Source organism: Duganella rhizosphaerae (assembly GCF_040364205.1).
Lineage (GTDB): Bacteria > Pseudomonadota > Gammaproteobacteria > Burkholderiales > Burkholderiaceae_D > Rugamonas > Rugamonas rhizosphaerae.
Genome location: NZ_BPWK01000012.1, coordinates 14,903 through 28,513 on the forward strand (window position 1 = coordinate 14,903; position 13,611 = coordinate 28,513).

Here is a 13,611-nt window from a genome sequence, read left to right on the forward strand (position 1 = left end):
CAGGCTGATGGGGCTTTTTTTCGTCCGCGCCAGCGGCGCCGGAATCAGGTGATGTAGTTGAACAGCGACAGCCCGGCCAGGCTCTTGAACGATTTCTGCGCCGCGTCCAGCGTGGTCTGCTGCTGGGTGAACAGCGAGATCGCCTTCACCGTGTCGACATCCTGCAAGTTCGACAGCGTGGTCGCGTACTGCAGGTTCAAATCGTCGCCGGAGCTGTCCAGATAGTCCAGCTCCTTCAGCCGCGAACCGACCTCCGCCTGGATCGACAGCAGGTTGTCGGTGGCATTGTCGATATCCACATGGGCCTGGTTGAGCTTGTTGTTCAGGCTGGCCTGCCCCGCCGGGCCGTCGCCCGGCGCGCGCAGTGCGGCGATCAGGTCGGTCACGGTGGTGAAGATCGATTGCTTGGTGCTGGGCTGCACCGTGAAATTATCCAGGTCGGCGGGGTCGCCCTTGACGTCGAACTGCACGCCGTCGAAGGTGATGTTCTGGCCGCTGACATAGGGCTGCGGCACGGCCGGCACCGGCGCCGCCGGCACCGGCTGGTTCAAGGTCAGGTCGGTGACGGTGTAGGTGGTGACCTTGGGCACGCCCGGCGTGCCCGGCACCACCTGGAAATCGACCTGGTATTTGTGGCCGGTCAGCTGGGTCGCATCCTTGATCGAGCCGGCGCTGATGATGCCGGTGCCGCCGCGCGTAAAGTTGGCCGGGTCGGCGCCGGTGACAAAGGTGCCGTTGCCGGTCGCATTGTTCTCAAACACCGACGCGCCGGAATCGCTGATCGGCAGCTTGCGGGTCGAGCCGACCTGCAGTTCGCGCTGGCCCTGGTCGCCCTGGTAGGCGGCGCCGCCGGCGGTCTGGGTGAACGGCAAGGTGGTCGACTTGTAGCCCGAGAACACATAGCCGCCGGCGCCGTCGGCGGTGTTGGCCTGGCCCAGCAGATCGGCCAGCCGGCCTTCCAGCTCGGTCGCCAGCGACTCGCGGTCCTTCTGCGTCATGCTGCCGTCGCCGGCGTTGACCGCCAGCGTCTTGATGTCCTGCAAAATCGAGGTCGAGCTGGCCAGCGCCACCGTCTCCATCGACAGCGTGCCCTTGGCGTTGGAACGGTTGGTGACCAGCTGGGTGTTGATCGATTGCGACTGCGTCACTTCCAGCGCGCGCGCGGTGGCGATCGGATCGTCGGCGGCGGACAGGTTCTTGCGGCCGGTCGAGAGCTGCTGCTGGGTGCGGGCGAGCGCGGTCTGCAGGCTGCTGATCTGCCCTACGCCGACGTCGTAGATCGTCTTGGAACTGATGCGCATGGACATGATCATTACCTAAGGTTGAGCAATACATCAAACAGGGTGCTGGCCACTTGCATGACCTTGCCGCTGGCCTGGTAGGCCTGCTGGTAGCGTAACAGATTTGCCGCCTCCTCATCCAGGTTCACACCGGAGACGCTCTGCTGCTGGGCGGTGGCCTGGGCCACGGCGGCGTCGGCGGCCGAGCCGCTGATCTGCGCCTCGCGCGCCTTGTTGCCGACAAAGTTGACCATCTGCGCGTAGGTGGTCTGGTAGGTGGCGTTGCCGTTGTCCAGGATGTTCTTGGTTTGCAGGCCGGCCAGCAGGGCGCCGTTGCGGCTGTCGCCGACGCCGCTGACATTGGGACCGATGGTGAACGTGTCGAGGTCGGCCGGCGCGCCGCTGATGTTGAAGTTGACGCCGCCGAAGCTGATCGCCGCGCCGTCGGTGTACGGCACCGTCGGCGTGCCGGCCGGATACACGGTGGCCACGCCGTTGACCGTCACCGTCACGTCCTGCGCCGGCGGGAAGCCCGACAGCGAACCGCTGGCCTTGTCGTAGCTCAGCGTGACCGGCGCGGCCAGCGCGTTGCCCGGCGTCAGATAGTTGACGTCGACGGTGCCGGCGCTGATCTTGGCGTTGCCGGCATTGGCGGTCGGCGCCGCGGTGGCGATCGGCGCCGCCAGCGCGATCTTGGTGCGGTCGGTGATGGCCACGCTGAACTGGTCGGCGGCGGTGTAGGTCGGCCGCACCAGGAAGTTATCCTTGGTCACCGGCGCGCCGGTGACGGTGTAGTCGACGCCGTCGATGGTTTGCGGCACCGTCTGCGGGAAGGGATTGATCTGCGTGATCTGGCCGTCGCTCAGGCGGGTGACGTTGAAATTGGTGCCGTCGTAGTCGACGCTGTAGTCGCTGGAGGTCAGCTTGCTGGCGTCGGTGACGACGGCGGTGACGCTGGCAGTGCTGAGCGGCGAGTTGCGGGTGCTGGGGCCGACATAGGCGTTGATCGGATTGAAGAACGCCGTGCCGAGCGCGCCGTTCTGGTCCTGGCCCAGCACGTGCTGGGCGTTGAAGCTGACCGCCAGCCCGGCCGCCACCTGGCCCAGCGAGTTTTGCGCGCGGTCCATGGCGCCGTTGCGGAACGAGACCAGGCCGCCCAGCTGGCCGCCGGTCAGCACGCTCTCCGGCAGGGCGCTGAAGACGCCGCTGTCGCTCTGGTAGCCGACCGTCACGCGGCTGGCGTCGGTCGGCGAGGTGGAGGTCGCCAACTGGAAGGCGGTGCCGCCCACCACCAGCGGCTGGCCGGTGCCGAATTCCACTGTCAGCGTGTTGTTGTCGCCCGGGATGACGGTGGTCTTGATCAGCTTGTTCAGCTCGGTCAGCATCTGGTCGCGGTGGTCCAGCATGTCGTTGGGCGCCTTGCCGTCCGTGGTCAGGCCGGCGATGGTCTTGTTGAGCGCGGCGATCTGGGTGGCGTAGGAATTGATTTCACCGACGTTGGACGTGATCTGGCCGTTGACGCCGGAGGCGATCTCCGACAGGCGCGCGCTCAAGCCCTGGAAGCGCGACGCCAGCGACGAGGCGGTCGACAGCATGGCTTGGCGCGAAGCGGCCGAGGCCGGATTCGAGGTGGCGTCCTGCACGCCGTTGAAGAAATCCTGCAGCGCCGGCGACAGGCCGGCGGTGGGATCGGCCAGCAGGTTGTCGATCTGGCTGATCTGCTTGGTGTAGGCGTCCAGCGAGGCCTGGCTGGACTCGGCGTTGCGCAGCTGCACCGCCAGGAAGTTGTCGTAGTAGCGGCGCACCGTCGTCACCTCGGTGCCGGTGCCGACGAAGCCGAAGCCCTGGTCCAGGGTCGCGGTATCGGACTGGATCGCGGCCTGGCGGCTGTACCCGACCACGCCGGCGTTGGTGATGTTGTTGCCGGTGGTCGACAGACCAACCTGGGCCGCCAACAAACCGCTTTTGCCGATACTGAGAAGACTGGACATGATGTTTTTACTCTACGTGTAAGGTGGTAACGGCAGGCCGTCGCCAAACTTGATTAACTTGCGTTATCAGCCCGCCAGCGAGCGCTTGATGATGCTGGTGAGCTTGTTCGCGTAATTCGGGTCGGTGGCGTAGCCGGCCTTCTGCAAGCCGTGCGCGAAGCTGCTGGCGTCGCCCGCGCTGGCCAGCACTTTTTCGTAGCGCGGATTGCTGGCCAACAGCTTGGCGTAATCCTTGAAGCTGTCGCTGTAGCTGTCGTAGGCGCGGAAGCGCTCGACCCGGGTCTGCGCCTTGCCGTTGACGTATTCGGTAGTGGTGGCCTCGACCACCTTGCCCTTCCAGTCGCCGCCGGCCTTGATGCCGAACAGGTTGTGGCTGTTGCTGCCGTCGCGGCCCTTGATCTCGCGCTTGCCCCAGCCGCTCTCCAGCGCCGCCTGGCCCAGCATGAACTTGGCCGGGATGCCGGTGGCGCGGCTGGCTTCCTCGGCGTCGGCGCCGAGCTTTTGCTGGAAGCTGCGCACGTGCGGCGCCTGGCTGCCCTTGCTGGCGATGGTGGTGGCTGCGCTGGTGGCAGGAACGGCGCTATTGTCGTCGACCGAACCGTTTGCCCCACCAACCGCGCCGGGGCCGCCGGCCGCCGCGATGGCGCGCTGCAATTTGGCGTCCATCAGGCTGGACAGGCCGCCGAAGCTGCCGCCGTTGGCGCCGCTGCTGCTGTCGCCGGCCTCGTTGCCGATCGCCAGCGCCTGCTTGTCGGCGGTCTTGGACAGCTGGCGTATCAGCATGTCCGACAGGCCGATGCCCTTCTTGGCGATATTCTGGCTGGTCTGCTGGTCCAGCATGGTGGTGAACATCTTGGTCTGCTGGCTGTCCATCATGCCGTCCTGCGGCGTCGCCTCGCGCATGCTCTTCATCATCATGTTGACGAACATCGCTTCGAACTGCGTGGCGGCCGTCTTCAGCGCCTCCGGACTGCCGGCCTTGGCCGACTGGCGCAGGCTGCCCATGTCCTTGAGGTCGAGGGCGAACTTGCTGCTGAGGTCGTTGGAGGTGTTGGCGTTAGGAATTGAGCTGGTCATGATGTCCCCGCTTAGATGATTTCCAGCTCGGCGCGCAGCGAACCTGCCGCTTTCATCGCCTGCAAAATGGCCAGCAGATCCTGGGGCGTGGCGCCGATGGCGTTGAGCGCCTTGACCACCTCGGCCAGCGAAGCGCCGCCCTTGACCATCATCACCTTGCCGCTGTCGGCCTTGATGCCGACCTGCTGGTTGGGCGCGACCACGGTGCGCCCGCCCGACAGCGGATTGGGCTGGCTGATCTGCGGATCGGCGGTCACCGAGATCGACAGGTTGCCGTGCGAGATGGCGCAGGTGTCGAGCGTGACGGCGCGGTTCATCACCACCGAGCCGGTGCGGGCGTTCATGATGACCTTGGCCGGCTGCTCGGCCGGGTTGACCTGCATGTCCTGCAGGGTGCCGATGAAGCTGACGCGCTGGTCGCTGCTGCTGGGCGACTGCACGCGGATCACACGGCTGTCGAGCGCGTAGGCGATGCCGGCACCGTATTTGTCGTTGATCGCCTCGACCACGCGGCTGGCGGTGGCGAAGTCGGCGGTGTTCAATTCCAGCTTGATGAAGTTGCCCTCGCCCAGGCTGGAGGCGACCGCGCGCTCGACGGTGGCGCCGGCCGAGATCTTGCCCACGCTGAGGTGGTTGACGGTCAACGAGCTGCCGCCCGCGCCGCCGGCCGCGACGCCGACGCCGCCCACCAGCACATTGCCCTGGGCCATGCCGTAGACCTGGCCGTCGGCGCCCTTGAGCGGCGTCATCAAGAGCGTGCCGCCGCGCAGGCTCTTGGCGTTGCCCATCGACGAGACGGTGATGTCCAGCGTCTGGCCCGGCTGCGCGAACGGCGGCAGCGACGCCGTCACCATCACGGCGGCGACGTTCTTCAATTGCAGCGAGGTGCCTTGCGGCAGGTTCACGCCCAGTTGTTGCAGCATCGAGACCACGCTCTGCACGGTGAACGGGGTCTGCGTGGTCTGGTCGCCGCTGCCGTCGAGGCCGACGACCAGGCCGTAGCCGATCAACTGATTCTGCCGCACGCCGGCGATGCTGACCAGGTCGCGCAGGCGCTCGGCATGGGCCGGCTGCACCAGCAGCGAGGCCGCCGCCAGCAGCAGCGCCATGGCCGCCAGCTTGCACAGGCCGGCAAAGCGGCGCGTGGCTTCGATGATGTGTTGGGAGCTGTCCATGATCGCCATCAGAAAGGTAACAGGCTTTGGAAGAAGCGCGACGCCATCGACGTCATCTCGGCGCGATCGATCTGGCTGTTGGTGCGGTACTCGACCTTGGCGTCGGCCACGGCGGTCGACTGCACGGTGTTGCCGGTGGCGATATTATCGGGGTTGATCATGCCGGAGAAGCGGATGAATTCCACGCCCTTGTTCATCGCCACCTGCTTCTCGCCGGCCACGATCAGGTTGCCGTTGGCCAGCACCTCGACCACCGTCACGCCCATGGTGCCGGTGAAGGTGTTGCTGGCCGACTGGTTGTCGCCGTCGGCGTACTTGCTGGCGTTGTTGGCCGACAGCGTGGCGCCGAAGGTCGACTGCAGCGGATGCGGCACGCTGGCGCTGACGCTGCCGGACTTGTTGCCCGAGCTGGCGCCGGCCTTCACGGCCGAGGTTTTCTCGGTGATGACCAGGGTCAGCACATCGCCCACCTGGCGCGCGCGGCGGTCCTCGAAGATCGGCCGGAAGGCGGCGTTCTGGTAGATCGCGCCATTGGTCGGCGCCGCCTGCAGCTGGGCGCTGGTCAGCGGACGGGCCGACATCGGCATCTGCACGATGGAGGTCGGCGTCGTCATGCAGCCGCTCAGGGCGACTGCGGCAACAACGATGGTGATGGCGTATTTCATGATCTATGTCCTTGCAAAGGCGTTACATCTGCGACAGCTTGGCCAGCATCTGGTCGGAGGTCGTGATGGCCTTCGAGTTGATCTCATAGGCGCGCTGGGTCTGGATCATATTGACCATTTCCTCGACCACGTTGACGTTCGAGGTTTCCACGTAGCCTTGCAGGATGACGCCGGTGCCGTTGGTGCCGGGGGTGTTGGTTTGGGCGTTGCCGGAGGCGCCGGTTTCCACGTACAGGTTCTCGCCCTTCGACTCCAGCCCGGTCGGGTTGATGAAGGTCGACAACTGCACGCTGCCGATCTGCTGCGGCGCCACCTGGCCCGGCAGCGTGACCGAGACGGTGCCGTCGCGGCCCACGGTGATCGATTGCGCGGTGATCGGGATGGTGATGGCCGGCTGCAGCACGAAGCCGCTGGAGGTGACCATCTGGCCGTTGTTGTCGCGCTGGAAGGAGCCGTCGCGGGTGTAGGCGGTGGTGCCGTCCGGCAGCAGCACATTGAAGAAGCCGTTGCCGTTGACCATCAGGTCCTTGTCATTGCCGGTCGACTGCGGATTGCCCTGGGTGTGCACCCGTTCGATCGCCACCGGCCGCACGCCGGTGCCGAGCTGCATGCCCGACGGCAGGTTGGTCTGCTGCGACGACTGGCCGCCCGGCTGGCGGATGTTCTGGTACAGCAGATCCTCGAACACCGCGCGCGATTTCTTGAAGCCGTTGGTGCTGACGTTGGCCAGGTTGTTGGACGTGACATCGAGCGCGGTCTGTTGCGCTTCCATGCCGGTCTTGGCGATCCACAGTGAACGTATCATGATGCTTCTCCCGTTGCTCGGACGGGAGCCGTCAAAAGCGACAGCTACTCATCCCACGCAACCATTATGCGGGAGAGGTCATCAACTCAAAGCGAGGATCTGGGTGGCTTTTGCGGCGTTATTCTCGGCGTTCTTCAGCAAACTCATTTGCATCTCGAACTGCCTTGCCAGACTGATCATGTTGACCATGGAGTCGACCGGATTGACGTTGCTGCCCTCCAGCGCGCCGTCGACCACGCGCACCGCCGGGTCGTTCTCGGCCGGCGTGCCGCTGACCTGCCGGAACAGGCCGTCGTCGCCGCGCACCAGGCCCTTGGGGTCCGGATTGACCAGCTTGATCCGCCCCAGCACATTGGCCGGGCCGGGCTTGAAATCGGTGGAGATGGTGCTGACCGTGCCGTCGCCGGCCACCATCACCGTGGTGTCGGGCGGGATGGCGATCGGGCCGCCGTCGCCCACCAGCGTCTGGCCGCTGGTGGTTTGCAGCAGGCCGTTCTCGCTGACCTTCAGGCTGCCGTTGCGGGTGTAGGCTTCCGAACCGTCGGCCGACTGCACCGCGATCCAGCCCTGGTCGCGCACCGCGATGTCGAGCGCGCGGCCGGTGGTCTGGATCGGGCCGGCGCGCATGTCGGCGCCGACCGTCGAGTTGACCACGAAGGCGCGCGTCTGCAAGCCCTCCGACACCACCGGCACCGCCCGAAACGTATCGAGCTGCGCGCGGAAGCCGGTGGTGGTGGCGTTGGACAGGTTGTTGGCAACGGTGGCTTGCTGATCCATCACGTGCCGCGCACCTGTCATCGCGGTATAAACCAGGCGGTCCATGGCTTACTCTATTAACGAAGGTTGACCAGGGTTTGCAGCACCGAATCCTCGGTCTTGATGGTCTGCGCATTGGCCTGGTAGACGCGCTGCGCGGTGATCATGTTGACCAGTTCGGCCGTCAGGTCGACGTTCGACACCTCGACCGAGCTGGCGCGCAGCGAACCCATGGAGCCGGCGTTCGGCACCCCGACCTGCGGCGTGCCGGAGGCCGAGCTTTCCGCCCAGGCATTGTTGCCCAGCGGGGTCAGGCCGTCGACGCTGGCGAAGTTGGCCATGGCGATCTGGCCCATCGGGCGCGATTTGCCGTTGCTGTACTGACCCAGGATCACGCCGTTGGCGTCGATGGCGTAACGCTGCCACGAGCCGGCCGAGTAACCGTTCTGCACCGAGCCCAGGTCGTTGGTGACGCTGCCGTACTGGGTGGTCTTGTCGAAGGTGGTGGCGACCGTCATCGGCTGCTGGGCGCCGGTATCCGGGAAGATCGGCAGCTGAATATTGAACGGCAGCGTTTGCGGCGTCGGCACCATCAAGGCCATCGCCTCAGGGTCCAGCACGCCGGTCTTGGTGAACAGCAGCGTACCGGCCTTGACGGCGGGCACCGTGATGGCGGCGGCCAGCTTGGCATTGATCTGGTCCGGCGTCATGCCGGTGATGGAGCCGCTGTTGGTCGGATCGAGCGCGGTGTTGGCCGCGGTCAGGGCATCGAGTTGCGCCTGCGAGGCGGACGCCGGCGGCACCACGGCGGCGGCCAGCATCACCTGGTAGGCCACTCCCGCATAGGCGCCCGCAGCCGCGGCGATGGCGGCCGGATCCGGCGGGGTGAAGCGTACGGCGTCGTTGTAGACGGTGCGGGCAGCGGCCACGCCCGCATCGCTGTTGATCGCCGCGGCCACGCCGCCCGAGACGATTTCCTTGTTGTCGGCCGCCGCGTACACGTCCCAGGTGTTGGCGTCGGTCTTGACGTAGTAGGTCGTCATGATGTGCGAGGTGCCCAGGCTGTCGTACACGTTGAGCACGGTCTGCTTGTTGTAGCTGGTCGGATCGCCGGCGTCGAACGGGATCGTGGCCGGCACTTTCTCGGCCGAGCTCAGGTTCAGCTGGAAGTTGGCGGTGGAGGTTTGCACCGGCGTCAGGTCGGACTTGTCCAAGGTCAGCGGCACCGGCGCGCCCAGCTGGATCACGCCGGCCGAGTTCGACAGATAGCCGGTCAGCTGCGCGCCCTGGGCGTTGATCAGCGTATGGGTGTTGTCTTCGTGGAACTGGCCGTTGCGCGAGTACTGCACCGCGCCGTTGACCACTTCGCGGAAGAAGCCGCCGCCGTTGATCGAGATGTCCAGCGGGTTGTTGCTGGTCTCGATATTGCCCTGCGTGAATTGCTGGGCCAACTTGGCCGTCGTCACACCGATGCCGGGATTGTTGCCCGACACGCCGTTCAGCGAGTTGGCGTACAGGTCCGCAAACTGCGCCTGCGAGCCCTTGAAGCCAACCGTGCTGGCGTTGGCGATGTTGTTGCCGATAACGTCCAGCGATTTGGATGCTGCGTTCAGGCCGCTAAGTCCTTGTTGGAACATGGTATTCCCCTATGCTAGGTGTGACGTGTGAACTGCGTTACAAAACTTCTTTGACATCGGACATGGCGAACTGCCCGAGCGAGGTATTCAATTTGACGCCGCCGCTGCCGGTCGACACGCTGGCCACGGCCGCCAGTTGCAGCGCGGTCGAGTCGGTCAGCGTCTTGCCGGCGCTCACCGCCTTGACGGTGAAGGTGTAGGCGCCGGCCGGCGCGGCGGTCTTGCCGTCGGTGGTGCCGTCCCAGGTGATCGGGTAGGTGCCGACGTCGGTGCTCTTCATGCTCATGGTGCGCACCGTGGCGCCGCTCTTGTCCTGGATCGAGATCGTCACGCTCTCGGCGGGCGAGGCCAGGTCGATGCCGAACACGCTGGTGCTGCTGCTCTTGCCGGCGTCGTCGGTGCTGGTCGACAGCTGGATGCCGGCGCCCTTGACCAGCACGCCCTTGCCGATCAGGTTGGTGGCGGTCAGCGATTGCGAGGCGGCCTGGTCGGTGCGCAGCGATTCCAGCGTGGCGTTGACCTTGTTGATGCCGGTCACCGTCGACAGCTGGGCCAGCTGGCTGGTCATGGCCGCGTTGTCCATCGGGTTCAGCGGGTCCTGGTTCTTCAGCTGCGTGACCAGCAGCTTCATGAACTTGTCCTGGTCCGCGCCGATGTCGTTGGACGTGCTGCTGGTGCCGCTGGTGTTGTTGGTGGTGTTGACCGGCGCCGCGACTGGCGTGTCGATCACTGAGCTGATAGTCATGATTGCCTCTTAAAAATTACTGGCCGATGGTCAGGGTTTTGAGCAGCAGCGTCTTGGCCGCGTTCATGGTTTCGACGTTGGTCTGGTAGGAACGCGAGGCCGACAGCATGTTGACCATCTCGTCCACCACGTTCACGTTGGGCATGGTCACATAGCCCTTGTCGTCCGCCATCGGATGCTTGGGGTCGTACATCTGCTTCATCGGCGACTGGTCTTCCACCACCTGCTTGACCCGCACCCCGGTCGAGGCGCCGCCGTCGGCCGGCGTGGTCGCCTCGAACACCACCTGGCGCGCGCGGTAGGCCTCGCCGCTGGCGCTGGTGGCGCTGTCGGCATTGGCCAGGTTGGAGGCCACCACGTTGAGCCGCTGCGCCTGGGCGCTCATGGCCGAACCTGAAACATTGAAAATATTAAACAGCGACATGATCAGTTACCTCCCTGTATCGCCGCCATCATGTTCTTGATCTGGGCGTTGATTGCGGTGATGCCGGCCTCGTAGCGGATGGCGTTGTCGGCGAACTGGTTGCGCTCGACGTCCATGTCGACCGTGTTGCCGTCGACCGCGCCCTGCACCACGCCGCGGTACAGCAGCGGCGTACCGTCCGCCATGGTGGTGCCGTCTGGTTGAGGGTTGGGGAAATGCTTGCTGGCGGTGGTCTTCAGCGTGGCGGTCGGGCTGGCCTTGTCCAGCGCGGCCTGCATGGCGCTGGAGAAATCGATGTCGCGGGCCTTGTAGTTGGGCGTATCGCCGTTGGCGATATTCGAAGCGAGCACGCTCTGCCGCTGAGAGCGCAGTCCCAGCGCGGCTTCGTTAAAGCGCAGATAATCGTCGAGTTTCCCAACCATGGCAGCTCCCAATGGACGTACTTGTTATGACAGGATCGATGATACGGAGTTGCCTGCCGTAACCATCGAGCGATAAGACAGCGCTTTTCGGTCCTATTCAAGGCTTCAAGTCCAGGCCGCCAGACTATGATGGCAATATTGAAGGGGACTCTCACACCATGAAACGACTGCTCATCACCGCCGCCCTGCTGGCCCTGCTGCCGGCGGCCCAGATTCAGGCTCAGACCCAGGCTCAGCAAGCCGCGCCCCTGCGCCAGGACGCGGCCGCGCTCAAGCGCAGCGTCGAACAGTTCCTGCAAGTACAAAGCGGCGGCCTGCCCGGCCAGGTCACGGTCGCGGTCGGCGCCATCGACCCGCGCATGAACCTGGCCGCCTGCGCCGATCCGCAAGCTTTCTTCATGCCCGGCGCGCGCGCCTGGGGCAAGACCACGGTCGGCGTGCGCTGTGCGACACCGGCGGCCTGGACGGTATATATTCAAGCCACGGTCACCGTGGTCGGCGAATACATCGCCAGCGCCGCCCCGCTGGCCCAGGGCCAGGCCATCGAGGCCGGCCAGCTGGTGACCCTGAAGGGCGATCTGACAACATTGCCGGCCGGAATAGCCACCGACATGGGCCAGGTGATCGGCCGCAGCACCAATATCTCGCTGCCGCCGGGCACGCCGCTGCGCCTCGACACGCTGCGCAGCAAGCCGGTGGTGCAGTCCGGCCAGCTGGTGCGGCTGGTTTCCAGCGGCAATGGTTTCAGCGTGTCGGCCGAGGCGCGCGCCATGAGCACGGCGGGCGACGGCCAGGTCGTGCAGGTAAAAACTTCCGGTGGGCAACAAATCACGGGAATCGCCAAGGCAGGCGGGCTGGTGGAGGTGGCGTTTTGATCGAACGCCACGGGTCTTGAGGCACGGCAAAGCTAAAGTTTTGGCTGCAGCCGCCGTTACATACTCAGATCCCGGAGTTTCGTACTCCTACCAGAGAAGGATGATGCTGTGAAAATTAACGATACATTGAAGAGCACGACCGGCTTGCCGTCGTCGACTCCGGCTTCCACCTCGACTGCGCGCGGCGCAGACAAGGCGGCAGCGCCGGCGACGCCCGCAACGTCCGACAACGTGCGCCTGTCGCCGCAAGGCCAGGCATTGGCGGCCAGTGCGGCCGGCGGCGCCAGCGCGGTGTTCGACACCAAAAAAGTCGAGCGCATCAAGCTGGCAATTGCCGACGGCCAGTTCCAGGTCAACTCGGAAAAAGTAGCGGATGGCTTGCTGGATACAGTCAAGGATCTGCTGCACTCTCGCAAACGATAGGTCTACCATGTCAACCGCTACCCCGCTGAACAGCCTGCGCGAAGAAGAACACATCATGACGACCCTGCTGGGCGTCCTGAAGCAGGAGCAGCAACATCTGGTGGCGGCGGAAATCGACGGCCTGACGGCGGTCACCAGCAAGAAATCGGCACTGGTCACGCAGATGACCCTGTTGTCGGCCCAGCGCCACCGCGCCCTGGGCAAGGCCGGCTACCCGGCCGAGGAAGCCGGCATGGATGCCTGGGTTGCCGCCAGCGGCGCCGACGCCGCCGAAGCTTCCGTCCTTTGGCAGGCGCTGCAGCAACATGCGCGCGAAGCCAAGGAACTGAACCGCATCAACGGCATGCTGATCAACAAGCAGATGAACCACACGCAAGGCGCGCTGCAAGCGCTGCGGCCGCAATCGGCGGGCGCAAACAATTTCTACGGCCCTGGCGGCCTGTCCACTTCCCTGCCCCGCAGCCGCGGCTTCCTGGCCGGCTGACTCTTTACCCCGCACGGCCATGCGGGGTCAGACCCCGTCCGGGGTCTGACCCCTAAGCGACGCAGCAAGCATATTGCTTAATTATTCGGGGCAGGCGTCGGCACTTCCGTTACCGTATCCGGGATACCGGACAAGATCGTCACCGCCACGCGGCGATTGCGCGCGCGGCCGATCGGATTGTCGTTCGGCGCCACCGGCACGTTCGAGCTGAAGCCCACCGCCGTCAGGCGCTCCGGCGCCACGCCGGCGTCGATGAACAGCCGCACCACGCTGCTGGCGCGCACCGCCGACAATTCCCAGTTGGACGGGAACAGCGTGTTGCGGATCGGCTGGTTGTCGGTGTGGCCTTCGACCTGCACCTTGTGATCGTCGCTTTTCAGCAGGCCGGCGACGGCGCGCAGCGCTTCGGTCGACTCGTTGGTCAGGCGCGCCTCGCCCGGGTCGAACAGCACCGAGGCATTGATCTCGACGCTGACGCCGCGGCTGTTTTGCGTGACGCGCACCTTGCCCTCCTTGACCAGCGGCGCCAGCGTGGACAACAAGTCCTGCGCCAGCTTGGTCATCTGGGTTTTTTCCTTGCGCAGCAATTCGGCGTGGCGCCGCAGATTGGGATTGGGGATAGGCAGGTTGGGCACTTCGGTGTTGACCGGCTTGGCCGAGCCGGCGCCGCCGAAGGCGTCTCCCAGCGCCACCGACAGCACCTTGTAGCGGCCGATGTTGACCACCGAAATCGCATACATCACCACGAAGAAGGCGAACAGCAGCGTGATGAAGTCGGCGTAGGAGATCAGCCAGCGCTCGTGGTTCTCCGGTTCGTCGTCGAACTTCCTGCGGGCGCGCCGGCTGTGCATG

15 protein-coding genes are annotated in these 13,611 nt (G+C 65.3%); 3 read left to right on the top strand and 12 right to left on the bottom strand.

What is annotated here, in order from left to right; translation table 11 throughout:
• Window positions 1-44: 44 nt before the first annotated feature.
• From flgL to flgB, 11 genes are all read right to left on the bottom strand, one after another.
• Entirely contained in the window at window positions 45-1,307 is a 1,263-nt protein-coding gene (gene flgL, locus RUGAMON1_RS22670) for a flagellar hook-associated protein FlgL (protein WP_445232668.1), read from the bottom strand.
• Between the two features lie 5 nt (window positions 1,308-1,312).
• The gene (flgK, locus tag RUGAMON1_RS22675) at window positions 1,313-3,271 is read right to left on the bottom strand and encodes a flagellar hook-associated protein FlgK (protein ID WP_445232669.1); all 1,959 of its coding nucleotides are present in this window, start codon (window positions 3,269-3,271) and stop codon (window positions 1,313-1,315) included.
• A 66-nt stretch (window positions 3,272-3,337) separates the two neighbouring features.
• Complete coding sequence (gene flgJ / locus RUGAMON1_RS22680; RefSeq protein ID WP_445232670.1) at window positions 3,338-4,348, bottom strand: flagellar assembly peptidoglycan hydrolase FlgJ; 1,011 nt, start codon at window positions 4,346-4,348, stop codon at window positions 3,338-3,340.
• Between the two features lie 11 nt (window positions 4,349-4,359).
• A complete protein-coding gene (locus tag RUGAMON1_RS22685) occupies window positions 4,360-5,523 on the bottom strand; it encodes a flagellar basal body P-ring protein FlgI (protein ID WP_445232671.1) in 1,164 nt (387 codons plus the stop codon).
• Window positions 5,524-5,531: 8 nt separating this feature from the next.
• Window positions 5,532-6,188: a flagellar basal body L-ring protein FlgH gene (locus RUGAMON1_RS22690; RefSeq protein ID WP_445232672.1), complete on the bottom strand. Its 657-nt coding sequence runs from the start codon at window positions 6,186-6,188 to the stop codon at window positions 5,532-5,534.
• A gap of 22 nt (window positions 6,189-6,210) precedes the next feature.
• Complete coding sequence (gene flgG, locus RUGAMON1_RS22695; RefSeq protein ID WP_020701608.1) at window positions 6,211-6,993, bottom strand: flagellar basal-body rod protein FlgG; 783 nt, start codon at window positions 6,991-6,993, stop codon at window positions 6,211-6,213.
• Between the two features lie 81 nt (window positions 6,994-7,074).
• On the bottom strand, window positions 7,075-7,815 hold the full coding sequence (gene flgF / locus RUGAMON1_RS22700) for a flagellar basal-body rod protein FlgF (RefSeq protein ID WP_445232673.1): 741 nt from the start codon (window positions 7,813-7,815) through the stop codon (window positions 7,075-7,077).
• 11 nt (window positions 7,816-7,826) lie between these two features.
• Window positions 7,827-9,386, bottom strand: coding sequence for a flagellar hook protein FlgE (locus tag RUGAMON1_RS22705; protein ID WP_445232674.1), 1,560 nt, complete (start codon window positions 9,384-9,386; stop codon window positions 7,827-7,829).
• Window positions 9,387-9,423: 37 nt separating this feature from the next.
• Entirely contained in the window at window positions 9,424-10,131 is a 708-nt protein-coding gene (locus RUGAMON1_RS22710) for a flagellar hook assembly protein FlgD (RefSeq protein ID WP_445232675.1), read from the bottom strand.
• Window positions 10,132-10,147: 16 nt separating this feature from the next.
• Window positions 10,148-10,555, bottom strand: coding sequence for a flagellar basal body rod protein FlgC (gene flgC, locus RUGAMON1_RS22715; protein ID WP_217942032.1), 408 nt, complete (start codon window positions 10,553-10,555; stop codon window positions 10,148-10,150).
• 2 nt (window positions 10,556-10,557) lie between these two features.
• A complete protein-coding gene (gene flgB, locus RUGAMON1_RS22720) occupies window positions 10,558-10,977 on the bottom strand; it encodes a flagellar basal body rod protein FlgB (RefSeq protein ID WP_445232676.1) in 420 nt (139 codons plus the stop codon).
• A gap of 158 nt (window positions 10,978-11,135) precedes the next feature.
• Between flgB and flgA the strand changes: the two genes are divergently transcribed.
• From flgA to RUGAMON1_RS22735, 3 genes are all read left to right on the top strand, one after another.
• On the top strand, window positions 11,136-11,852 hold the full coding sequence (gene flgA, locus RUGAMON1_RS22725) for a flagellar basal body P-ring formation chaperone FlgA (RefSeq protein WP_445232677.1): 717 nt from the start codon (window positions 11,136-11,138) through the stop codon (window positions 11,850-11,852).
• A gap of 108 nt (window positions 11,853-11,960) precedes the next feature.
• Entirely contained in the window at window positions 11,961-12,275 is a 315-nt protein-coding gene (gene flgM, locus RUGAMON1_RS22730; protein WP_332853048.1) for a flagellar biosynthesis anti-sigma factor FlgM, read from the top strand.
• A gap of 7 nt (window positions 12,276-12,282) precedes the next feature.
• Entirely contained in the window at window positions 12,283-12,759 is a 477-nt protein-coding gene (locus tag RUGAMON1_RS22735; RefSeq protein WP_445232678.1) for a flagellar protein FlgN, read from the top strand.
• A 77-nt stretch (window positions 12,760-12,836) separates the two neighbouring features.
• On the opposite strand, the gene motD is transcribed toward RUGAMON1_RS22735, so the two are convergent.
• A complete protein-coding gene (gene motD, locus RUGAMON1_RS22740) occupies window positions 12,837-13,610 on the bottom strand; it encodes a flagellar motor protein MotD (protein WP_445232679.1) in 774 nt (257 codons plus the stop codon).
• Between the last annotated feature and the right edge of the window lies 1 nt (window position 13,611).

Excerpts from the sequence above, each read along its gene's own strand:
- flgG (WP_020701608.1), bottom strand. The coding sequence starts at position 6,993 with ATGATACGTTCACTGTGGATCGCCAAGACCGGCATGGAAGCGCAACAG.
- flgA (WP_445232677.1), top strand. The coding sequence starts at position 11,136 with ATGAAACGACTGCTCATCACCGCCGCCCTGCTGGCCCTGCTGCCGGCG.
- flgF (WP_445232673.1), bottom strand. The coding sequence starts at position 7,815 with ATGGACCGCCTGGTTTATACCGCGATGACAGGTGCGCGGCACGTGATG.
- RUGAMON1_RS22690 (WP_445232672.1), bottom strand. The coding sequence starts at position 6,188 with ATGAAATACGCCATCACCATCGTTGTTGCCGCAGTCGCCCTGAGCGGC.
- RUGAMON1_RS22710 (WP_445232675.1), bottom strand. The coding sequence starts at position 10,131 with ATGACTATCAGCTCAGTGATCGACACGCCAGTCGCGGCGCCGGTCAAC.
- RUGAMON1_RS22685 (WP_445232671.1), bottom strand. The coding sequence starts at position 5,523 with ATGGACAGCTCCCAACACATCATCGAAGCCACGCGCCGCTTTGCCGGC.
- flgB (WP_445232676.1), bottom strand. The coding sequence starts at position 10,977 with ATGGTTGGGAAACTCGACGATTATCTGCGCTTTAACGAAGCCGCGCTG.
- flgL (WP_445232668.1), bottom strand. The coding sequence starts at position 1,307 with ATGTCCATGCGCATCAGTTCCAAGACGATCTACGACGTCGGCGTAGGG.
- flgC (WP_217942032.1), bottom strand. The coding sequence starts at position 10,555 with ATGTCGCTGTTTAATATTTTCAATGTTTCAGGTTCGGCCATGAGCGCC.
- flgK (WP_445232669.1), bottom strand. The coding sequence starts at position 3,271 with ATGTCCAGTCTTCTCAGTATCGGCAAAAGCGGTTTGTTGGCGGCCCAG.
- motD (WP_445232679.1), bottom strand. The coding sequence starts at position 13,610 with ATGCACAGCCGGCGCGCCCGCAGGAAGTTCGACGACGAACCGGAGAAC.
- RUGAMON1_RS22735 (WP_445232678.1), top strand. The coding sequence starts at position 12,283 with ATGTCAACCGCTACCCCGCTGAACAGCCTGCGCGAAGAAGAACACATC.
- flgJ (WP_445232670.1), bottom strand. The coding sequence starts at position 4,348 with ATGACCAGCTCAATTCCTAACGCCAACACCTCCAACGACCTCAGCAGC.
- RUGAMON1_RS22705 (WP_445232674.1), bottom strand. The coding sequence starts at position 9,386 with ATGTTCCAACAAGGACTTAGCGGCCTGAACGCAGCATCCAAATCGCTG.